We start from the raw sequence: 19,369 nt of genomic DNA on the forward strand, positions 1-19,369 counted from the left end.
GAAAGGCTGACAACATGACGAATTACGGATTCTACTTCGATGCGGAAAGCTGCATCGGGTGCCATACCTGCCAGGTGGCCTGCAAGGACGTGCACGACCTGCCGGTGGGCACCAACTACCGCATCGTGCGCTCGTTTTGCACGGGTGCCTGGCCGGCACCGGGGCTCTATCATCTCTCGCTGAGCGCACGGGGGTGCGACCTCTGTTCTGACCTGCGTGAATGCGGAGAGGCCCCCGCTTGCGTGACGGCGTGCCCCATGCGGTGCCTGGAGTTCGGCGACCTGGACGCCCTGCGCCGCGCCCATGAGGGCGAGAGGCTCGTCGACCATGCGGCGCCCGTCGCCAACGCCGATATGGCGAACCCGAACATCCTCATGCGCCTGAAGGACTGCATGCTCGATCCCGACTACGACGAGATCATCATCTAAGGGCGCGGACGCGACAGCCTGAGGGCCCCGCGCGGGGAGATCCGCTTGCCGGGGCCCGCGGTCCTCGACGGCTGCGGGGGCGTAGTTCGGCCCCGACGGGGGCGGCTTGTGCGCCGACCCCGCCTCGGGGGCCGCGGGCGCGGGGCTCGCCCGCTACTCCGGCTTGCGGGCGGTGTGGACGGCGGCGATGCCGCCGGTGTAGTTCTTCCAGGCCACGTCCACGAATCCGGCGTCGCGCAGCATGGCGGCGAAGGCCTCCTGGTCGGGGAAGGCCTTGATCGAGCGCGACAGGTACACGAAGCCCTCGCGGTCGCCGGTGACCAGGCCGCCCCAGAACGGGATGAGGTGGCGCAGGTAGAAGTGGTAGAGCCCCCGCCACAGGCGGTTCGGCGGCGTGGAGAACTCCAGGCAGGTGAAGGTGCCGCCGGGGCGCAGCACGCGGAACATCTCGGCCAGGGCGCGCTCGCGCTCGGGCATGTTGCGGATGCCGTAGGCCATGGTCAGCGCGTCATAGCTGGCGTCGGGGTAGGGGATGTCCTGGGCGTCCACCGTCTCGAAGTCCACGGGCACGGCGCCCGCGGCGCCGTCGGCGTAATGGGCGCGAGCCACGGCGAGCATCTCGGGCACCAGGTCGGTGCACTGGATGTGGCGCGGGGCCTTGGCCCGGGCGCAGGCGAAGGTGACGTCGCCCGTGCCGCCGGCGATGTCGATGACGTCGTCGTCGGGGCCGATGGCGGCCTGGCGCATCATGCCGGCGAGCCACAGACGGTAGGCGCCGAAGCTCGACAGCGCGTTGAAGCGCTCGTACTTGGTGGCGATGGACGAGAAGATGCCCTTCACACGCTCGCTCGACAGCTCGGCGGGCGCCTCCTCGCCGGTGGCGGTGTCGATGCTCATCTAGCGTTCCTCGTCTATCTTGACGTACTTCGCGCGGCCCTTGCGCCCGCTCCCGCGGCCCTTGCGCCCGCGGCCTGCGCCGGCGCCCGCGTCCGCGTCGCCCGGCTTGCGGTCGCGCAGCCGCCCGAGCTTGCGCGCGTCCCGCGCCCCCGCGCGCCCGCCGGCGCCCTTGAGCCCGCCGGCGTCCTTGGGCCGCCGCGCCCCGCGCTCCGCGCCCGCCGCCTCCGCGGCCGCGCGCTCGCGCTCCTCGGCCATCATCTGCTCGAGCAGCGGGTCGCGCTCCACGGTGGCCCGGGCCGCCTCGGGCACCGCCGGGGCCGCGCCGGCCACCGACGACGTGCCCGCGCGCCCGGCCTCTAGCTGGGCGTTGGCCGCGTCGAAGGCCTCGTTGGTGTTCGCGCGGGAGAACCCGGGCGCCACCACGCTGCCGGCGGCGGCCACCTGGTCGCCGTGCTCGTCGGCCAGGGCGCGACCGTCGCCCATGCCGTCGGTCACCTCGCCCTTGAAGGCGCAGTTGGCGGTGCCGTCGGCGTTCCAGGCGGGGGAGCGCACGCCGTTTTGCTGGTCGGGGTAGTCGAAGTCCGAGCACGCCGGCCGCGCGCGCCCGGTCAGGCGCGCCGCGTAGTTGGCGGGCTCGTTGGCCAGCCACAGCTTGGCCAGGTGGGCCGCGTGGGTGGGCTTGACGTCGAAGGCCCAGTTGAGCTCCGACTTCTCGGCCACCGTGTTCTCGGAGAGCCGCTCGAACTCCTCCTTGAGCGCCGCCAGCCGCGCGTCGATGCGCCCCGTGCCCTCGTAGAGCACCTGGTCCAGGCGGCGCATCTGCTCGCGGGCCTCGCGGATGCGCCGGTCGGTGGCCGCGGCCATGCCGGGGTCCAGGATGCCGTGCTCGCCCTTGATGCGGTTGAGGTCGAGGGCCGCGTCGTAGGTGGCCTCCACCATCTCGTCGTTGGACATGTAGGTGCTCTCGTAGTTCATGATGTGCTTCCACGAGGGCAGGATCATGCGCTCGCGGTGCTCCTCGAACGTCCGCGCGCGCAGCTTGTAGCCGTAGGCCTCGGGGTTGTCGAAGGCGATGGACCCCACGTCCAGAAACGGCGCCATGGGGCTGGTGAGCACCACCAGGCGCGGGTCGTAGCCCACGCGCTCGTAGAGGTGGCGCACGTACTCGCCGGTCTCGCGCACGCTCGCGGCGGTCTGCTTGGGGATGCCGGTCATGAAGTACAGGTCGAACCGCTCGCAGTTGGGGTGCGCGAGCGCGTCGACGATGGTGTCCTCCAGCTCGCGCATGGTGTAGTGGCCCTTGCCGAAGGCCTTGCGCACGTCGTCGTCGTGGCTCTCAGCCGATATCTCCACCGACCAGCTCTTGAGGTTCTCGTCGAGCATGGAGTAGAAGTCGTCGCCCCCCGGCGGCGGCCCGAAGAACTCGAAGCCGATGGGGTTCACCACCTTGCCCTTGAGCCCCGTGATGAACTCGCGGGTGTACTCGGGCCCGGCCTGCAGGAAGTCGTTGAGCACGAAGATGGGCCCCCACACGTGCTCCTGCACGTGCTGGATGTCGCGGATGAGCAGCTCGGGCGCGCGCCAGGCCACGCGGCGCCGGCCGAAGTGGTTCTTGAAGGCGTAGGCCGACCCGCCGCAGGTGGCGCAGTTGCGCGAGCAGCCGCGGCACGTGAGCGAGGCGGTCACCGGGTAGGAGAGCCATCCCTTCATGGGCAGGTAGCTCGTCATGTCGTGGTGGCGCAGCACGCCCTTCATGGGGTAATCGTAGTCCAGCGAGATGGCGTCCATGTCGTCGGGCACCCACGAGAGCGGGTTGATGTGCACGGCACCGGTGGCGTCCTTCCACGTGAGGTTGGGGATGTCGGACAGGTCGCCGACGGGCGTGTGGGTCCGTGCGGCCCGGCTCACGCGCTCCACGAGCATCCGCATGGGCTCCTCGGTGGAGTCGCCGCGGAACACGTAGTCGATGCAGTCGTAGGCGATGAGGTCCTCGTGGAAGATGGACGACGAGAGCCCGCCGAACGAGATGGGCACGTCGGGGTGCAGCCGCTTGAGGATCTTCGCCACCTCGATGGAGCCGTGGCAGTGGGGCATCCAGTGCAGGTCGATGCCGAACATGCGCGAGTCGAGCCGCGCCAGGTTGCGCTCCACGTCGAAGTTGCGCTTGTGCAGCATCATCGACGCCAGGTTGTAGATGCGGGCGCGCAGCCCGTGGCGCTCGAGGTACTCGCACAGGGTGGTGAGCCCCAGCGGGTACATCTCGAAGATGGGCGTGGAGGGCACCATGTCCGACACGGGGCCGTACATGATGGAGCGCTCGCGGAAGTCGTAGGTGGCGGGCGCGTGGATGTAGGTCATGTCCATAGTCTGCATAATGGCCAGAAGTATAGCAGGACGGCGGCCGGCGGGCCGGGGAAGCCGGCCGGCGCGCCCCGAGGGCCCGCGGGCCGCCGGGCCCGCCCGCGAGGCGCCCGACGGGCCGGGCATTTCGCGCATAAGCTGTGTGTCTTCGGGATCCGGCCCGCTCCCAGTGCTATCATGCGAATCTATGTGTAAACCGCGCGCGGGGCGCCCGCGCCCGCGCGTTCGAGCCGACGAGAGGGTCATATGCTTATCTGCGCACAGTACATCCTCCCGGTCACCTCCGAGCCCCTGCGCAACGGCGCCGTGCTGGTGCGCGACGGCGTCATCCGCGACATCGGCGATACCGACATGCTGCGCCTGCGCTATCCCGAGGAGGAGGTGCTCGACTACGGCGTGTCCGCGGTCATGCCCGGCCTGGTCGACCTGCACACCCGCATGGAGAACTCGGTCATGCGCGGCCTGCTCTCCGACGTGCCCTACGCCACCTGGCTCATGTCCCTGGCCGAGAAGTCCGCCGCCATGGAGATGGCCGACTGGTTCGACTCCGCCGTCCTCGGCGGCCTCGACGCCCTCTCGAGCGGCATCACCACCGTGGCCGACATCACCTCCACCGGCGCCGCCTGCACCGCCGCCCAGAAGCTGGGCCTGCGCGCGGTCATCTACCGCGAGGTGGGGGCCATGGACAAGAACCGCGTCGACTACGCCATGTACTCCGCGCAGAAGGACATCCTCCACTGGCGCGAGGAGGTCGACTCCTCCCGCATCGCCGTCGGCGTCGCCCCGGCCCCGGTCTTCACCAACCATCCCTCCGTGTTCTCCCGCGTCGCCGAGCTGGCCTGCAAGGAGAACCTGCCCGTCGCCATGCGCCTGGCCGGCAGCCGCGAGGAGTTCAACTTCGTCATGTACGGCTCGTCGCCCTTCGCGGTGCACACCATGGACGCCAAGCGCGGCTACGTGGAGATCCCGCCCTGGCTGCCCACCGGCGTCACCCCCGTGCGCTACGCGCTCAACTGGGGCGCCTTCGACGCGCCCAACGTCATGGTCGTCCACGCCGTCCACGTGACGGACGAGGACGTGCGCAAGCTGCGCGAGCACAACGTGTCGGTGTGCGTGTGCCCCCGCGCCAACTCCCAGCTCGGCATGGGCGTGGCGCCCCTCGACGAGTTCCTGCGCGCGGGCCTGCGCGTGGGCCTGGGCACCGACTCGCCGGCTGCCACGGACACCACCGACATGCTCACCGAGATGCGCCTGGGCATGCTCCTGCAGCGCTCGGTCAACACCCGTCGCTTCCTCGACACCTCCACCATCCTCGAGCTCGCCACCATCGGCGGCGCCCGCGCCCTCGGGCTCGACGACAAGATCGGCTCGCTCGAGATAGGCAAGCGCGCCGACATCATCGCCGTCGACCTGTCCAGCTCGCACCAGGCGCCCACGGGCAACCCGGTGTCGGCCGTGGTCAACATCACCACCGCCGCTGACGTGCTGCTCACCATGGTGGATGGCAAGATCCTCTACGAGAAGAACCGCTGGCACGTCGACGTTGAGGTGGCCAAGAACATCGCCCGCGTCATCGAGATCAGAAGCAAGCTGAGGGCCTAGCATGGCGCAGACCAACAAGAAGCAGAACAAGCAGAAGCAGAGCCTCACCCCGGCCCAGCGCGCCGAGCGCGTCCGGGCGGCGCAGGAGCGCGAGCGCCGCGCCAAGGAGAAGGCCGAGGCCGCCGCGCGCACCAAGAAGATATTCACCATCGTCATCTGCGTCATCCTGGTGCTTGCCCTCGGCATTCCCACCATGGCGCTCACCGTGCTGTCGCTCTAGCGCGACACGAGCCGAGAAAGGACCTCACCTGTGTTTGGTATCGGAGGATTCGAGCTCTTCCTCATCCTGCTGTTCGGGTTCCTCATCTTCGGGCCCGACAAGCTGCCGGCCATGGCAAAGACCCTGGGCAAGGCCATCGCGAAGTTCCGCAGCGCCCAGGAGGAGATGACGGGCGTCCTGAAGGGCGAGGTGTTCGACAAGGACGCCGACGAGCCGTTCAAGAACCCGCTCGACGCGCTCGACAACGCCGCCGCCAAGGCCGAGAAGGCCGCCGGCCAGGCGAAGAAGGCCGCCGTTCAGGCGCACGAGAAGGCCGAGAGCTTCTCGGCGCGCAAGGCCCGCTACGACCGCGAGCGCGCCGCGAAGAAGGCCGCCGAGGGCGCTGGCGCGGGCGAGGCCGCCGGCTCCGAGGCCGAGGCGCCCGTGGTGACGGGGGCCGCCGTGGCCGCCGCCGCTGCCGCCGCCGGCGCCTCGGGCGTCGCCCCCGCGGCCGCCACCGCCACGGAGAGCTTCTCCGAGCGCAGGGCCCGCTACGAGCGCGAGCGCGCGGCGCGCCAGGCCGACGAGGCCAAGCCCGTCACCGAGGCAGCCGACGCCCCGGCCGACCCGAAGCCGGAGGCCCCCGACGCGGATGCTCCCGACGACCAGAAGGGAGGCGAGTAGCCATGCCCATCGGACCGGCGCGCATGCCGCTCTTCGACCACCTGGGCGAGCTGCGCATGCGCCTCGTGCGCATCGTCGCCTGCCTGGCCGTCGCCGTCATCGTCTTCTACATGGCCACGCCCACCATGGGCCAGTTCCTGCTTCTGCCCATTGCCGAGTTCCTGCCCGTCGACCCGGCCACCGGCATGGCGTCGCTGCAGGCCATCGACCCGTTCGAGGCGTTCGCCGTGCGCTTCCAGATATCGCTGTGGGCCGCCATCGTGGCCTGCTCGCCGGTGATCCTCTGGCAGCTGCTCGCGTTCTTCCTGCCGGCGCTCAAGCCCAAGGAGCGCAAGTGGTTCATCCCCACCTTCGTGGCGGCGGTGATCCTGTTCATCATCGGCACGGTGTTCTGCTACGCCATCATCCTCAACCCGGCGTTCCAGTGGCTCACCGACCAGGCCATGGGCCTGGGCTACGTGGCGCCGCGCATGTCGTCCTACGTGGACATCATCATCAAGTTCGAGATCGGCTTCGGCGTGGCCTTCGAGCTGCCGCTCGTCATCTTCTACCTGGTGATCTTCGACGTCATCCCCTACAAGAAGCTGCGCGGCAGCTGGCGGACCGTCTACGTGGTGCTCATGGTGCTGTGCGCCATGGTGACCCCGGACGCGTCGCCGGTCACCATGCTGCTCATGTTCGCCGCCATGATCGTCCTCTACGAGGGCAGCCTGCTCATAGCCCGCGTGGTGCTGGCGCGCCGCATCAAGCGGCAGAACGCCGAGCTGGCGGCTGAGGAGGACTAGCGTGCACGAGCTGGGGATAATGACCGGCGTGCTGGAGGCGGCCACCGCCTCGGCGCGCGAGGCCGGGGCCACGCGCCTGCTCAAGGTGACGCTGTCGGTGGGGGAGATGACCGAGGCCATCGAGGACGCGCTCGTGTTCTCCTTCGAGGCGCTGGTCGAGGGCGACCCCTTCACGGCCGACGCCGAGCTCGAGGTGCGCATGATCTCGCCGCGCAGCCGCTGCCTGGAATGCGGCGCCGAGTTCGAGCATGACCGCTTCCACATGTTCTGCCCGGAATGCGACGGCTTCTGCACCGAGCTTCTGGCCGGCCGCGAGCTGCAGATCGACTCCATCGAGGTCGACCTGCCCGACGACTAGCGCGCGCACCGGGAGCGCGACTGAGGAGAAGGAGCCCTGCCGGGGCGCGGGACGGAGCGAAGGCTGCGCAGCTTCTGAGCGCAGTCCCGCGCCCCGGCAGGGCGGACGAGAGAGAGCAAGCCATGCAAATCGATATGAAGCAGCCCATCCTGGATAAGAACGACGCCCTGGCCGCCGAGCTGCGCCAGCGCTTCGCCGACAACCACGTGTTCGTGCTCGACCTCCTGGCGAGCCCCGGGTCGGGCAAGACCTCCACCATCCTCGCCACCATCGACGCCCTGCGCGACGAGTTCAACATCGCCGTCATCGAGGGAGACATCGCCTCGAGCGTCGATGCCGAGAAGATCAAGGCCCAGGGCATCGCCGCGGTGCAGATCAACACCGGCGGCGCCTGCCACCTGGAAAGCGCCATGATCAAGCGCGCGGTGGACGTGCTCGACCTGGAGCGGCTCGACCTCATCATCGTCGAGAACGTGGGCAACCTGGTGTGCCCGACCGACTTCGATCTCGGCGAGAACGCCAAGGTCATGATCCTGTCGGTGCCCGAGGGCGACGACAAGCCGCTCAAGTACCCCGGTGTGTTCCAGGTGGCCGAGGCCGTCATTCTCAACAAGGTGGACACGATGCCGGTGTTCAACTTCGACCGTGCGGCCTTCGACGACGCGGTCGGCCGCCTCAACCCGCAGGCGCCCATCTTCCCGCTGTCCGCCACGTCCGGCGAGGGCGTGGACGCCTGGACCGACTGGCTCGCCGAGCGCATCCGCGCCGTCTAGGGCTCTCGCGCACGCTCGGGCAGCGCCGCCTCCGTCGGGGAGGCGGCGCCGTTTGTTCACGCGGCCGCAACCTAGGCGAAACACGGCGGGCGCATACTGGTCGTGCTTACGAAGCGACGACAGCGAGAAAGGCGGCCTCATGGAACCAGGGGACAAGTACGCGGCCTGCGTGGACGCGACGCGCGCGTTCGTGGAGGACGCGGGCTTCACCGACGTGGTCATCGGGCTCTCGGGCGGCATGGACTCCTCGCTCGTGGCGGCCGTGGCCGTCGACGCCCTGGGGGCGTCTCACGTGCACGGCGTGATGATGCCCGGCCCCTATTCCAGCGAGTCGTCGGTGGACGACGCCGAGGCCCTGGCCGCCGCGCTCGGGATCGAGGTCGTCACAGTGCCCATCTGCGAGCCCTTCGAGGCCTTCGAGTCGGTGCTGGCGCGCGCCTGCGGTGGCGAGCTTGAGGGCCTGGCGGCCGAGAACACCCAGGCGCGCTGCCGCATGACCGTGGTGATGGCGCTCTCCAACGCCCACGGCTGGCTGATGCTCAACACGGGGAACAAGAGCGAGTCGTACATGGGCTACTCCACGCTCTACGGCGACATGGCCGGCGCCTTCGCGCCCATCGGCGGGCTGTACAAGACCGACGTCTACGCCGTGGCGCGCTGGCGCAACCGCCGCGCCGCCGAGGAGGGCGCGGCGCTGCCCATCCCCGTCAACGTGTTCGTGAAGCCGCCGAGCGCCGAGCTGGCGCCGGGCCAGAGCGACGAGGAGGGCCTGGGGATCGGCTACGCCGAGCTCGACGCCATCCTGGAGGACGCCTTCGAGCGGGGGATGGACGCCGCCGCGCTCGTCGCCGCCGGCCACGACGCCGCCCAGGTGGAGCGCGTCCTCGCCCGCGCCGCCTCCTACGCCTACAAGCGCGCCTTGGAGCCCCCCTTCCCCGACGCGCCGTTCTACGGGTAACGACTGGCCCCATACCCCCGCTGGCGTATGGCGTGGCCGGGCGCGGTCGGCTACCATGGGGGTATGACAAGCCTCCTCGTACACGACAAGCCCATGACGCTCACCGACTGGCTCTTCGACCTGGTCATAGCCGTCGGCGCCTTCGGCTTCGGCTGCCTGCAGCTCACGCTGGCGGTCAACCTCCTCATCCCCGACGAGGCCCTGCGCCGCCTCATGGGCATCGACGCCATGGTGCCCACCGCCGCCGCCATCCTGGCCGTGGCGGTCACCACGCTGCCGCTCGTCCTGCGCCGGCGCTGCCCGTGGCCGACCCTGCTCATCGTGCTGGTGGCCTGGGCGTTCTTCCAGTCGCAGATGGGCGCCGTGTCCATGTCGCTCATCGGCCCGCTCGTGGCCGTCTTCACCGTGGCCTACAGCTGCCCGCGCGCCGAGGCCGCCGTGGCGGGCATCGCCGCCGCGGGCGTGGTCGTGGTGGCCGCCACCACCTCGCCGCTGCACGCGCTCGCCTCGCTCACCCTCGTGCAGAACATCGCCTTCGTGGCCGCCGCGGCGCTGGCCGGCTACGCCCTCCAGGCCCGCCAGGACTACCTGCGCGCCGCCGAGGAGCGCGCCGCCGCGGCCGAGCGCACACGCGAGACCGAGGCCGAGCGCCGCGTGGAGGAGGAGCGCGTGCGCATCGCGCGCGAGGTGCACGACATCACCGCCCACTCGCTGTCGGCCGTGAGCATCCAGGCCGCGGCGGCCGAGCGGCTCATCGACCGCGACCCGGCCGCCGCCCGCGAGGCCATCGCCACGGCCCGCGGCACCGCCCGCGAGGCCCTCGAGGAGATCCGCGCGATGATCGGCGTCCTGCGCGCTGGCGACGGCGCCGCCGAGGTGCGCCCGACCGAGGGCACCGACCGCCTGGGCGATCTCGTGGCCTACCTCGGCGGCGCGGGCGTGGAGGCCTCCCTGGCCCAGGAGGGCTACGACCGCGCCGCCGTGCCCGCCTTCGTCGACGTGGCCCTGTTCGGCATCGCCCGCGAGGCGGCCACCAACATCGTGCGCCACGCCGGCGCCGCCCACGCGACCATCCGCCTGGCGACGGAGCCGGGCGCCGCCGTGCTCGCGGTGGAGGACGACGGCCGCGGCGCGCCCGCCTCCGGCGCTCCCACATCCGGCGGCGGCCACGGCATCGAGGGCATGCGCGAGCGCGTGCGCCTGCTCGGCGGCGACTTCGAGGCCGGCTCGCTTCCGGACGGCGGCTTCGGCGTGCGGGCGCGCATCCCCCTCGACCCCACCCGGGAAGGAGACCCCCATGCAGCCCGATGACGACATCCGCATCCTGGTGGTGGACGACCAGGACCTCGTGCGCAGCGGCTTCAAGGCGATCCTGTCGTCCTACGACGGCCTTGCGGTGGTGGGGGAGGCCCGCGACGGCGCCGAGGCCGTCGCCCGCGCCCAGGAGCTGCGCCCCGACGTGGTGCTCATGGACATCCGCATGCCGCAGAAGGACGGCATCGAGGCCACGCGCGACATCACGGGCAACCCGCTTCTGGCCGGCACCCACGTGCTGGTGCTCACCACCTTCGACATCGACGAGTACGTCTTCGACGCCCTGGCCGCCGGGGCGAGCGGCTTCCTCCTGAAGGACGCCGACCCCGACGACATCGCCGCCGCCATCCGCGTGGTGGCCGCCGGCGACGCGCTCATCCAGCCCTCGGTCATGCGCCGGCTGGTCGAGACGTTCGTGGCCGCCCGCCCGCGGGCCGGCTGGGGCACCGCCGGCCGCGGCGACGCCCTGCGCGCGGCCCTCGCCACGCTCACCGACCGCGAGCGCGAGATCCTCATGCTGGCCGCCCGCGGGCTGTCCAACGACGAGATAGCGGCCGACCTGGTCATATCTCCGGCCACCGTCAAGACGCACCTGGCCCGCGTCATGGCCAAGACCGACGCCCACGACCGCGCCCAGCTCGTGGTCTTCGCCTACGAGAGCGGCCTCATAGCTCCCAGCCCCCGCTAGCTCGCGCGCCGCCGCCCGAGCGCCCGCGGCCGCCGCGCCGCCCCGCTCCGCTTCCCCGCCTTCCTCCCGCCGCCCCATCGCCCAAATATGGCGACCTTTTGAAATCTAAGCGTCCCTCGCTGAGATTTCCTTCCATCGCTTGCATTCTCCGGCGCCACTGCTATGATTACCCCTTGTTTAGCACTCGTAATACAAGAGTGCTAGCACTCCCCGAAACGGAGTGGTTAAATGAAGTGTTGTAGATACGCGCTCCGCAAGCATCTGGAAAGGAAGGCAGCATCATGAATTTGAAGCCTCTGGGCGATCGCGTCATCATCAAGCAGGACGAGGCCGAGGTGACCACGGCGTCGGGCCTGTACCTGGCCCATGATGCCAAGGAGAAGCCGCAGACCGGCACCGTTCTGGCCGTCGGCGAGGGCAAGCTCGACAAGGACGGCAAGCACCTGCCGATGCCCGTCAAGGAGGGCGACAAGGTCATCTACGGCAAGTACGGCGGAACCGAGATCACGCTCGACGGCGAGGAAGTGCTCATCCTCCGCGCCGACGACCTCTACGCCGTCATCGCCTAACTGATACACCCACGAAAGGAACGCTCAACCATGGCTAAGGAAATCAAGTTCGACTCCGACGCTCGCAGCGGCCTCGCCGCCGGCGTCAACAAGCTGGCCGACGCCGTCAAGGTGACCCTCGGCCCCAAGGGCCGCTACGTCGCCCTCGAGAAGTCCTACGGCGCGCCGCTCATCACCAACGACGGCGTGACCGTCGCCAAGGAGGTCGACCTGGAGGATCCGGTCGAGAACATGGGCGCCCAGCTCGTCCGCGAGGTCGCCGTCAAGACCAACGACGTGGCCGGCGACGGCACCACCACCGCCACCCTGCTCGCCGACGTCATCGTCAAGGAGGGCCTGAAGAACGTGACGGCCGGCGCTGACGCGCTCGGCATCCGCCGCGGCATCGAGAAGGCTACCGAGGTCGTCGTCGACGCCATCAAGGACGCCGCCACCCCCGTCTCCACCAAGGAGCAGATCGCCAACGTCGGCACCATCTCCGCCGGCGACGCGCAGATCGGCGAGAAGATCGCCGAGGCCATGGACGCCGTGGGCAAGGACGGCGCCATCTCCGTCGAGGAGTCCCAGACCTTCGGCCTGGAGATGGACATCGTCGAGGGCATGCAGTACGACCGCGGCTACATCTCCCCCTACATGGCCACCGACATGGAGAAGATGGAGGCCGTGCTGAAGGATCCCTTCATCCTGCTCACCGACCAGAAGGTCTCCAACATCCAGGACATGGTTCCGCTGCTGGAGGAGGTCATGAAGTCCGGCCGCCCGCTGTTCCTCGTCGCTGAGGACGTGGAGGGCGAGGCCCTGGCCACCATCCTGCTCAACAAGCTGCGCGGCACCTTCAACTGCGTCGCCGTCAAGGCCCCCGGCTTCGGCGACCGCCGCAAGCGCATCCTCGAGGACATGGCCGCCGTCACCGGCGCCCAGGTCGTCGACAAGGACTTCGGCATGACCATGGCCGACGCCACCATCGACATGCTCGGCACCGCCAAGACGGTGAAGGTGACCAAGGACACCATGCTCATCGTCGACGGCGCCGGCGAGAAGCAGGGCATCGACGAGCGCATCGCGCAGATCAAGGCCGAGCTCGAGCGCTGCGACTCCGACTTCGACCGCGAGAAGCTCCAGGAGCGCCTGGCCAAGCTCTCCGGCGGCGTGGCCGTGCTGAAGGTGGGCGCTGCCACCGAGTCCGAGCTCAAGGAGAAGAAGTCCCGCATCGAGGACGCCCTGCAGGCCACCCGCGCGGCCGTCGAGGAGGGCATCGTCGCCGGCGGCGGCGTGGCGCTCATCAACGCCATCCCCGCGCTGGCCGCGGTCGAGGGCGACGCCGAGGAGATGGTGGGCGTCGACATCATCCGCCGCGCCCTGGAGGCCCCGCTGCGCTGCATCGCCGAGAACGCCGGCTACGAGGGCTCCGTCGAGGTCGCCGAGGTCAAGAAGGCGGCTGCCGGCTGGGGCCGCAACTACAAGACCGGCGAGCAGGGCGACATGATCGCCATGGGCGTCAACGACCCGGTGAAGGTCACCCGCACGGCGCTCCAGTCCGCCGCGTCCGTGGCCGGCCTCATCCTCATCACCGAGGCCACCATCAATGAGATCCCGGCCGAGGGCCCCGATCTGTCCGCCCTGGCCGGCGCCATGGGCGGTGGCGGCGGCATGTACTAGGCCGCAACCCACGAGGCGCCCGCCCGGCGCCGCGCACGCCCCGCGCAACGCGCCCACCCGGCGCCGCGCGCACCCCGCGCAAAGCATCCGCCCGGCGCCGCGCGCACCCCGCGCAAAGCGCCCACCCGGCGCCGCGCACGGCAAGCTAACTCGGAAGGGGGCGCCCCAGCAGGGGCGCCCCCTTTTGCGTATGGGGTGCTGAAGAGCGAGAGGGGCGGCGCGCTTGCGGGATGCGCGCCGCCCCTCTGGTGCGGATGCGGGGAGCCGACCGGCTCCGAAGTGCGGCTATCAGCCGCACTTGGGCAGCTCGATGGGCGTGCCGTTCGGGTCCTCCCGCAGCTCGAACACGTTGCCGCCGCACGCCGGGCACTCGTTCATGGGCTCGCCGGGCGCCAGCGCGTGCCCGCACGCGACGCAGGTCAGGCGCGACGGGCGCACCGTCCCCGCCCGCGCGTCGAGCAGGCTGCGCGCATCAAGGCCGTTCGTGGTCATGGCATCTCCTCTCTCTGGCTTCTCGATAACAACCTACCAGACGCTCCGTCCCGGCGAAATACTCATATTCCCCCAAGTAGCCAGAACGAATGTTTCACGTGAAACATTTTGCCCTCCCATTGCGCCGATGCTCTACGGTGCCGCCCGCGTCCTGTGCGGCGGAGCGCGGGAGGCTGCGTCGCGCGTGGCGCGAGCGGGCGCGATGACGGGGCGGTGGGTGACCGAGGGTGGGGGGTTGGCTTATCATGGGTGGCTGACGATTGGCGGCGACGGGCGCGCCTCGGCCGGCCGGCTGGAAGGGCCGTGCGAACTGCGGCGGCCGACGGACGACGGATGAGGAGGGCCCATGGGAGCGGTGCTGTGCGTGGGGGCGGGCGGCTTTCTGGGGGCCGTGATGCGTTACGGGATGGGGCTTCTGCCCTTCGAGGGGGCCTTCCCGTGGGCGACGTTCGCCGTGAACCTGCTGGGCGCCGTGGCCATCGGCGCGTTGGCGGAGGTCGCGGGGCGCACCGACGCGCTCTCGCCCGAGGCGCTCCTGTTCCTGAAGACGGGCGTGTGCGGCGGCTTCACCACGTTCTCGACCTTCTCGCTCGAGACGGTGGAGCTCTTCGAGGGCGGCCAGGCGGCCCTCGGCGCGGCCTATGCCGGCGCAAGCCTCGCGTGCTGCCTCGCCGGCGTGCTGCTGGGGAAGGCGCTCGTCCGCGCGGCCTTGGGCGCCCTGGGCCTGGCTGAGTAGGCGCCGCCTGCCCGCCCTCGCTTTGCCTCGCATCCTGCTTCCGCGCTGCGAAACGCGCACGAATGTTTCACGTGAAACATTCCGGGTCGCAATTCCCCGTCGCCCGCAAAAGAGAAGGGAGCAGCTGCAGGCGGCTGCTCCCTTTTTTCGCGCCGGTCGGCGGGAGGCGGGGCGGGGGACCCGTTATCCCTGGCGCTGGCGAATGATCGTGATGAGGGCGACCTCCCGGGCGGGGCGGCCCGCATGCCGGCGGCCCTCCGAGTTAGCGGGTCGCGCCATGGGGCCTCCCGCGCGGCTGCCGGGAGATCGCCTGACCGTGATGGCCGTGGTAGTCGCCGTCGTCGCGGCTGCCGCCGCGGGCGTCGCTCGTCGTATCCTCGCGTCCTCCTAGCTGTCGAGCAGGCCGATGCGCGGCACCGGCCAGTAGGTGAACACGGCCTTGCCCGTCACGCTGTCGACGGGGACGGTTCCGAAGTAGCGCGAGTCCTGCGAGTTGGTGCGGTTGTCGCCCATGACCCACAGCTCGCCCTCGGGGACGGTGAGGGGGTAGCTCACGTCGACGCCCCACGCCGTGTCCATCGGGAAGGACGGCTTGCCGTTCACGTAGGGCTCGTCGAGCGGGGCGCCGTCCACCACCACGCGGCCGTCGACGAGGTCGACCGTCTGGCCGCCCGTGGCGACGACGCGCTTGATGAGGACGCGGCCCTCGCAGGCGGGATCCTGGAAGGTGATGATGTCGCCGGCCTCGGGATCGTGCAGGTAGTAGCTGATGCGCTCGGAGTAGACGCGGTCGCCGACGAGGATGGTGCCCTCCATCGACCCGGAGGGGATGGCGTAGGCCTGCAGGGCCAGCGGCATGACGCCCCAGTTGACCAGCACGAACAGCAGCAGGAAGGCGACCAGGCGCCACAGGGCCCGCTTGACGGCGGGCTCGTTGCTGCGCGCGTGGTCTCCAGCGTACATGGGACTCCTCGGGTCGTGCTCGGGTGGTGCGCCCGCTGCCCGGCGGACGCGGACGGCGGGGTGGTGCGGGGCGTGCGCCCGGCGGCGGGTCGCGCGCGGCGCGGCGCCGGAGGTCGGGCGCGGGTCAGGCGAAGCGGAGGGTCTTGCCCTCGGCCACGCATTCCTGCAGGTAGAGGTTGATCAGGTTCTGGTAGGGAATGCCCGTGCGATCCGCCTCGGCCTTGAAGTAGTCGATGACGTCGAGGTCAAGGCGCATCGTCACGGGCTTGCGCTCCTTCTTGGCGTTCGCAGACGCGTCCGCCCCACGGCCCGGGGCCGTGGATCGAGCGCGGCCGGAAGCCGCCGCAGCGTTGGTTCCCTTTGACTTCATAGACGCCCTCGTAGGTTTGTGGTGTGGTTTCGTCGTCTTAAAAGCGTATTGCTATTGTACATATATGAACAATACATTCAAGCGGAAGAGGGAAGAAATCTCAGCGACGCGATCAGATTTCCCTCGGAAGGGCGCGGGGGGAGGGAGGCGGTGGGGGATAGAGGAAGCAACGAGGGAGAAGAGGGACAGCGGGGAAGAGAGAGAAGGGGGGCAGGAAGGGGGAGAAGGGGAGCGGCGGGGAAGGCAGGAAGAGGAAAGGGGATAGGGGAAGCAGCGAGGAAGAAGAGGGACAGCGAGGAAGGCGGGAAGGGGGAAGGGGGAAGGGGGAAGGGGGGGCGCGGCGCCCCGGGCGCGGCGAGACGCGCGCCCCGCCGCGCCCGTCGGTTTCCGGCGGCAAAATGGCCGGAAAACGCGGTTTGACGACGAAATGCGGCCTGTTTGAGGTGCTTTCCGCCGCCAGGGAACAAGCCTAAAAAAGCTGACCTGGGGTTTTGTCAAACGATAGCGCCTCGGCGACTCCCTCGCTGTCGTCAAACCGTCGTTTCGGGCCATTTTGCCGCCGGGTTTTGCGCGGCGGCGCGTAACGGCTGGTCGGCGTTTTGGCCCCGCGCGGGCCGCGGCGACGCGGCGAGACGCGGGCTTCGGCTACAATCGGCCTCATGGAAGACATCGGACATATCGTCGAGCACGTCCTGGAGCACTCGGTCGGCGACACGGCCTACCTGCTGCCGTTCCTCTTCGTCACCTACCTGCTGATGGAGTGGCTCGAGCACAAGACCGCCGGCCGCACCCAGGAGGCCATCCGCCACGCGGGCGCCGCGGGCCCCGTCGTCGGCGCCTTCCTGGGCGTGGTGCCGCAGTGCGGCTTCTCGGCCGTGGCGGCCACGCTCTACGCGGGCCGCGTCATCACGCTCGGGACGCTCTTCGCCGTGTTCCTGTCCACCTCCGACGAGATGCTGCCCATCTTCCTGGCCGAGCAGGTGCCCGGCAACACCATCCTGTCCATCATGGGCGCGAAGGTGGTCATCGGCATGGTGATGGGCTTCATCGTGGATGCGGGGCTGCGCCTGGCGCGCCGCGACCGCCAGGACCTGCGCATCCACGAGCTGTGCGAGCACGACAACTGCGGCTGCCACGAGGACTGCGCCGCCTGCGAGGAGGATCCCTCCTCGGTGTACCGCCACCACGATGACGCCCTGGCTGCCGAGGCCGCCCGCGCCGCGACTGCCGCGGCTGACCGCGCGGCCCTGGCCGAGGCCACCGAGCCCGAGGGCCTGCTGGGCGACCTCGCCTCCGGGGAGGATCCCCGCGACCACGACCACGGCGCCCCGTCCTGCTGCGCCCACGACCACAGCCACGACCACGACCACGGCTGGAAGGGCATCGTGAAGAGCGCGCTCGTGCACACCGTGCAGGTGGCCGTGTTCATCTTCGTCATCACCATCGCGCTGAACGCGGTGCTCGAGGTGGTGGGGGAGGACGTGCTCGCCGACTTCCTCGGCGCCAACCCGACGTTCTCCGTCCTGGCGAGCGCGCTGGTGGGCCTCATCCCCAACTGCGCGGCGTCGGTGGTCATCGCCGAGCTGTACCTGGAGGGCGTGCTCGGCTCCGGCGCGATGCTCGCTGGCCTGCTCGTCTCGGCGGGCGTGGGGCTGCTCGTGCTCGTGCGCGCCAACCGCCGCTGGCGCCAGAACGTCGCCATCATCGCCGGCCTCTACGCCACGGGCGTTCTCTGGGGCCTCATCGCCAACGGCCTCGGCGTCGTCTTCTAGCCTGCCCGCGCGCCCCGCTCGCGGTGCTCCTCGCCCCGCGCCCGCCGCGCGCCCCGCGCCCGCGGATTCCCGCGCGCCGTTCCCCGCGCCCCGCCCAGCGGGTATAGTGTCCCCAGACGGAAACCCGGGCGGCCCCGCGCCGCCGGGACGCGAGAAAGGAACCCCATGGCCACCCTCAACGCCGGCATGACCCGCGACGACGCCTTCGCGCTGCTCGCGGAGCACAACAAGGACGCCTTCCACCTCGAGCACGGCGAGACGGTCGAGCAGACCATGCGCTACTTCGCCCGCGAGTTCGACCCGGAGAACGAGGAGTTCTGGGGCATCGTCGGCCTCTTGCACGACCTGGACTGGGAGGAGCATGACGACGAGCCCGAGAAGCACACCCTCTACGCGGCGCCGCTCATCGAGGCGGCCGGCGGCACCCCCGAGCTCATCCGTGCCATCCAGTCGCATACCTCCGACTTCAACCCCGACCTGCCCAAGCCCGAGCTCCAGATGGAGAAGGTGCTGTTCGCCACCGAGGAGCTGACCGGGCTCATCGGCGCGGCTATCGTCATGCGCCCGAGCAAGTCGGTGATGGACTTCGAGGTGAAGTCGCTCAAGAAGAAGTTCAAGGACAAGCGCTTCGCCGCCGGGGTCGACCGCGAGGTCATCCGCAGCGGCGCGGCCATGCTCGGCTGGGAGCTCGACGAGCTGTTCGCCCGCACCATCGCGGCCATGCAGTCCTTCGCCCCCGACCGCGACACCTTCGTCCCGGCGGAGTAGGGGAGCGGCCGCCTCGCGCTGGGGGCTAGCGGCGGGAGCCGTCCTTGGCGATGAGCACCGTCACGGGCGACTCCTTGGTCACCGCGTAGCTGACCGAGCCGAGGTAGCCCTTGACGCCGCCCTGGCCGCGGCTGCCCATGACGATGAGGTCGCAGCCCTCCTCGAGCGCGCAGTTGACGATGAGGTCGGCCGGCGAGGTGCCGCGCAGAAGCCGCACCGAGGCCGGGTTGGGCAGCATCTCGGCCACGGCCTCCATCTCGGCGCGCACCGACTCGGCGTCGTCCATGATGACGGCGTCGATGCCCGCGGCCGCCGCGCCTGACGAGAACAGGCGCATGACGTGGGCGAGCACGAGCTCGACCGACCGGTCGGCGCCGGCTATCTGGGCCGCCAGCTCCAGCGCGCGGCGCGACGGCGCCGATCCGTCGTAGGCCACCAGGATCTTACGCGTCCACATGGGGCGTCCTCTCTCTCGGGGGCGGTTCGCGACCATTGTAGCGCGAGCGCGTCCCCGGCGGGGCCCGCGCCGGCGCGCCCGCGTCGGGCGGCGGCCTCGCGCGGGCGCGGCCCGCCGTTGACCCCCGTCGGCTTCACGGCTAGAATGAACCCTCGTGTAAAAGGAGCCGGGCCGTTAGCTCAGCTGGCAGAGCAGGGGACTTTTAATCCCAAGGTCGCGGGTTCGATTCCCTCACGGCCCACCATCCTTTTATGCGATCACTCGTCGCTGGGGTATCGTCCAACGGCAGGACTCTGGTTTTTGGTACCAGCTACCTAGGTTCGAATCCTAGTACCCCAGCCATCTTTCGAAGGCTCCCTGCGGCGGAAGACCCACCTGCTCGTGCCGGGCGGGGATTCGAACCGAAGGCCGTCGCTCACCAGGGCGTTTGCCCGCGGTCGGGCGTTGCGCTACAATGCGTTCCACCACAGCCGACAAGGCGGCTGCGCCTCCCGGTGGGAAAGGCGCGAATACCTGGCGATCCCGCCTCCCGTGCG

General features: G+C 70.1%; 21 protein-coding genes and 2 tRNA genes. 17 read left to right on the forward strand and 6 right to left on the reverse strand.

The features are described 5' to 3' along the window. The first annotated feature begins 14 nt into the window (after positions 1-14). The gene (locus tag LPT13_RS03010; RefSeq protein WP_242163379.1) at positions 15-428 is read left to right on the forward strand and encodes a DmsB/YnfG family anaerobic dimethyl sulfoxide reductase iron-sulfur subunit; all 414 of its coding nucleotides are present in this window, start codon (positions 15-17) and stop codon (positions 426-428) included. Between the two features lie 153 nt (positions 429-581). Here the strand turns inward: LPT13_RS03010 and LPT13_RS03015 are convergent, their stop codons facing one another. Then, positions 582-1,325, reverse strand: a complete 744-nt coding sequence (locus LPT13_RS03015) for a ubiquinone/menaquinone biosynthesis methyltransferase (protein WP_242163381.1) — start codon at positions 1,323-1,325, stop codon at positions 582-584. Further along, positions 1,326-3,689, reverse strand: coding sequence for a TIGR04190 family B12-binding domain/radical SAM domain protein (locus tag LPT13_RS03020; protein ID WP_242163383.1), 2,364 nt, complete (start codon positions 3,687-3,689; stop codon positions 1,326-1,328). 243 nt (positions 3,690-3,932) lie between these two features. Here LPT13_RS03020 and LPT13_RS03025 point away from each other — a divergent pair, with 243 nt between their 5' ends. From LPT13_RS03025 to groL, 11 genes are all read left to right on the forward strand, one after another. Next, entirely contained in the window at positions 3,933-5,288 is a 1,356-nt protein-coding gene (locus LPT13_RS03025) for an amidohydrolase family protein (protein WP_242163385.1), read from the forward strand. A gap of 1 nt (position 5,289) precedes the next feature. Continuing rightward, positions 5,290-5,508 (forward strand): CASC3 protein CASC3, encoded by a 219-nt coding sequence (locus tag LPT13_RS03030; protein WP_242163387.1) that lies wholly within the window; start codon positions 5,290-5,292, stop codon positions 5,506-5,508. Between the two features lie 30 nt (positions 5,509-5,538). Then, positions 5,539-6,171, forward strand: coding sequence for a Sec-independent protein translocase subunit TatA/TatB (locus LPT13_RS03035; RefSeq protein WP_242163390.1), 633 nt, complete (start codon positions 5,539-5,541; stop codon positions 6,169-6,171). A 2-nt stretch (positions 6,172-6,173) separates the two neighbouring features. Continuing rightward, positions 6,174-6,956 carry a twin-arginine translocase subunit TatC gene (gene tatC, locus LPT13_RS03040; protein WP_242163392.1) on the forward strand — a complete coding sequence of 261 codons (783 nt, stop codon included), beginning with the start codon at positions 6,174-6,176 and terminating at the stop codon, positions 6,954-6,956. A gap of 1 nt (position 6,957) precedes the next feature. Continuing rightward, on the forward strand, positions 6,958-7,314 hold the full coding sequence (locus LPT13_RS03045) for a hydrogenase maturation nickel metallochaperone HypA/HybF (protein WP_242163394.1): 357 nt from the start codon (positions 6,958-6,960) through the stop codon (positions 7,312-7,314). Between the two features lie 122 nt (positions 7,315-7,436). Beyond that, complete coding sequence (hypB, locus tag LPT13_RS03050) at positions 7,437-8,087, forward strand: hydrogenase nickel incorporation protein HypB (protein WP_242163396.1); 651 nt, start codon at positions 7,437-7,439, stop codon at positions 8,085-8,087. Positions 8,088-8,226: 139 nt separating this feature from the next. Next, the gene (gene nadE / locus LPT13_RS03055) at positions 8,227-9,045 is read left to right on the forward strand and encodes an NAD(+) synthase (protein ID WP_242163398.1); all 819 of its coding nucleotides are present in this window, start codon (positions 8,227-8,229) and stop codon (positions 9,043-9,045) included. Between the two features lie 63 nt (positions 9,046-9,108). After that, positions 9,109-10,356 carry a sensor histidine kinase gene (locus LPT13_RS03060; RefSeq protein ID WP_242163400.1) on the forward strand — a complete coding sequence of 416 codons (1,248 nt, stop codon included), beginning with the start codon at positions 9,109-9,111 and terminating at the stop codon, positions 10,354-10,356. Beyond that, a complete protein-coding gene (locus LPT13_RS03065; protein WP_242163402.1) occupies positions 10,343-11,047 on the forward strand; it encodes a response regulator transcription factor in 705 nt (234 codons plus the stop codon). The genes LPT13_RS03060 and LPT13_RS03065 overlap by 14 nt, the downstream gene beginning before the upstream one ends. A gap of 281 nt (positions 11,048-11,328) precedes the next feature. Then, complete coding sequence (locus tag LPT13_RS03070; RefSeq protein ID WP_242163404.1) at positions 11,329-11,616, forward strand: co-chaperone GroES; 288 nt, start codon at positions 11,329-11,331, stop codon at positions 11,614-11,616. A 30-nt stretch (positions 11,617-11,646) separates the two neighbouring features. Beyond that, positions 11,647-13,275, forward strand: coding sequence for a chaperonin GroEL (gene groL, locus LPT13_RS03075; RefSeq protein WP_242163407.1), 1,629 nt, complete (start codon positions 11,647-11,649; stop codon positions 13,273-13,275). A 288-nt stretch (positions 13,276-13,563) separates the two neighbouring features. On the opposite strand, the gene LPT13_RS03080 is transcribed toward groL, so the two are convergent. After that, positions 13,564-13,767: a hypothetical protein gene (locus LPT13_RS03080; RefSeq protein WP_242163409.1), complete on the reverse strand. Its 204-nt coding sequence runs from the start codon at positions 13,765-13,767 to the stop codon at positions 13,564-13,566. 346 nt (positions 13,768-14,113) lie between these two features. On the opposite strand from LPT13_RS03080, the gene crcB reads away from it, so the two are divergent. Continuing rightward, positions 14,114-14,503, forward strand: coding sequence for a fluoride efflux transporter CrcB (crcB, locus tag LPT13_RS03085; protein ID WP_242163411.1), 390 nt, complete (start codon positions 14,114-14,116; stop codon positions 14,501-14,503). A 387-nt stretch (positions 14,504-14,890) separates the two neighbouring features. Here crcB and lepB read toward each other — a convergent pair whose 3' ends face one another. Then, a complete protein-coding gene (lepB, locus tag LPT13_RS03090) occupies positions 14,891-15,466 on the reverse strand; it encodes a signal peptidase I (protein WP_242163413.1) in 576 nt (191 codons plus the stop codon). A gap of 124 nt (positions 15,467-15,590) precedes the next feature. After that, positions 15,591-15,836 (reverse strand): BrnA antitoxin family protein, encoded by a 246-nt coding sequence (locus tag LPT13_RS03095; RefSeq protein WP_242163415.1) that lies wholly within the window; start codon positions 15,834-15,836, stop codon positions 15,591-15,593. Between the two features lie 659 nt (positions 15,837-16,495). Here LPT13_RS03095 and LPT13_RS03100 point away from each other — a divergent pair. Next, positions 16,496-17,608: a putative manganese transporter gene (locus LPT13_RS03100; RefSeq protein ID WP_242163418.1), complete on the forward strand. Its 1,113-nt coding sequence runs from the start codon at positions 16,496-16,498 to the stop codon at positions 17,606-17,608. A gap of 165 nt (positions 17,609-17,773) precedes the next feature. Next, a complete protein-coding gene (locus LPT13_RS03105) occupies positions 17,774-18,376 on the forward strand; it encodes an HD family phosphohydrolase (RefSeq protein ID WP_242163421.1) in 603 nt (200 codons plus the stop codon). 25 nt (positions 18,377-18,401) lie between these two features. On the opposite strand, the gene LPT13_RS03110 is transcribed toward LPT13_RS03105, so the two are convergent. Beyond that, complete coding sequence (locus LPT13_RS03110) at positions 18,402-18,833, reverse strand: universal stress protein (protein ID WP_242163423.1); 432 nt, start codon at positions 18,831-18,833, stop codon at positions 18,402-18,404. A gap of 168 nt (positions 18,834-19,001) precedes the next feature. Between LPT13_RS03110 and LPT13_RS03115 the strand changes: the two genes are divergently transcribed. Continuing rightward, positions 19,002-19,077: transfer RNA gene (locus tag LPT13_RS03115), tRNA-Lys, on the forward strand. A 24-nt stretch (positions 19,078-19,101) separates the two neighbouring features. Continuing rightward, a tRNA-Gln gene (locus LPT13_RS03120) sits at positions 19,102-19,175 on the forward strand. Positions 19,176-19,369 lie beyond the last annotated feature (194 nt).

The sequence above is a fragment of the Adlercreutzia faecimuris genome (genome assembly GCF_022669055.1).
In the GTDB taxonomy this organism is placed as follows: Bacteria; Actinomycetota; Coriobacteriia; order Coriobacteriales; family Eggerthellaceae; genus Enterorhabdus; species Enterorhabdus faecimuris.

Coding starts and splice junctions, on each gene's coding strand:
- LPT13_RS03060 (WP_242163400.1), top strand. CDS start 9,109: ATGACAAGCCTCCTCGTACACGACAAGCCCATGACGCTCACCGACTGG.
- crcB (WP_242163411.1), top strand. CDS start 14,114: ATGGGAGCGGTGCTGTGCGTGGGGGCGGGCGGCTTTCTGGGGGCCGTG.
- LPT13_RS03065 (WP_242163402.1), top strand. CDS start 10,343: ATGCAGCCCGATGACGACATCCGCATCCTGGTGGTGGACGACCAGGAC.
- LPT13_RS03105 (WP_242163421.1), top strand. CDS start 17,774: ATGGCCACCCTCAACGCCGGCATGACCCGCGACGACGCCTTCGCGCTG.
- lepB (WP_242163413.1), bottom strand. CDS start 15,466: ATGTACGCTGGAGACCACGCGCGCAGCAACGAGCCCGCCGTCAAGCGG.
- LPT13_RS03030 (WP_242163387.1), top strand. CDS start 5,290: ATGGCGCAGACCAACAAGAAGCAGAACAAGCAGAAGCAGAGCCTCACC.
- LPT13_RS03070 (WP_242163404.1), top strand. CDS start 11,329: ATGAATTTGAAGCCTCTGGGCGATCGCGTCATCATCAAGCAGGACGAG.
- nadE (WP_242163398.1), top strand. CDS start 8,227: ATGGAACCAGGGGACAAGTACGCGGCCTGCGTGGACGCGACGCGCGCG.
- LPT13_RS03100 (WP_242163418.1), top strand. CDS start 16,496: ATGGAAGACATCGGACATATCGTCGAGCACGTCCTGGAGCACTCGGTC.
- LPT13_RS03015 (WP_242163381.1), bottom strand. CDS start 1,325: ATGAGCATCGACACCGCCACCGGCGAGGAGGCGCCCGCCGAGCTGTCG.
- hypB (WP_242163396.1), top strand. CDS start 7,437: ATGCAAATCGATATGAAGCAGCCCATCCTGGATAAGAACGACGCCCTG.
- LPT13_RS03080 (WP_242163409.1), bottom strand. CDS start 13,767: ATGACCACGAACGGCCTTGATGCGCGCAGCCTGCTCGACGCGCGGGCG.
- groL (WP_242163407.1), top strand. CDS start 11,647: ATGGCTAAGGAAATCAAGTTCGACTCCGACGCTCGCAGCGGCCTCGCC.
- LPT13_RS03010 (WP_242163379.1), top strand. CDS start 15: ATGACGAATTACGGATTCTACTTCGATGCGGAAAGCTGCATCGGGTGC.
- LPT13_RS03020 (WP_242163383.1), bottom strand. CDS start 3,689: ATGGACATGACCTACATCCACGCGCCCGCCACCTACGACTTCCGCGAG.
- LPT13_RS03095 (WP_242163415.1), bottom strand. CDS start 15,836: ATGAAGTCAAAGGGAACCAACGCTGCGGCGGCTTCCGGCCGCGCTCGA.
- LPT13_RS03025 (WP_242163385.1), top strand. CDS start 3,933: ATGCTTATCTGCGCACAGTACATCCTCCCGGTCACCTCCGAGCCCCTG.
- LPT13_RS03110 (WP_242163423.1), bottom strand. CDS start 18,833: ATGTGGACGCGTAAGATCCTGGTGGCCTACGACGGATCGGCGCCGTCG.
- tatC (WP_242163392.1), top strand. CDS start 6,174: ATGCCCATCGGACCGGCGCGCATGCCGCTCTTCGACCACCTGGGCGAG.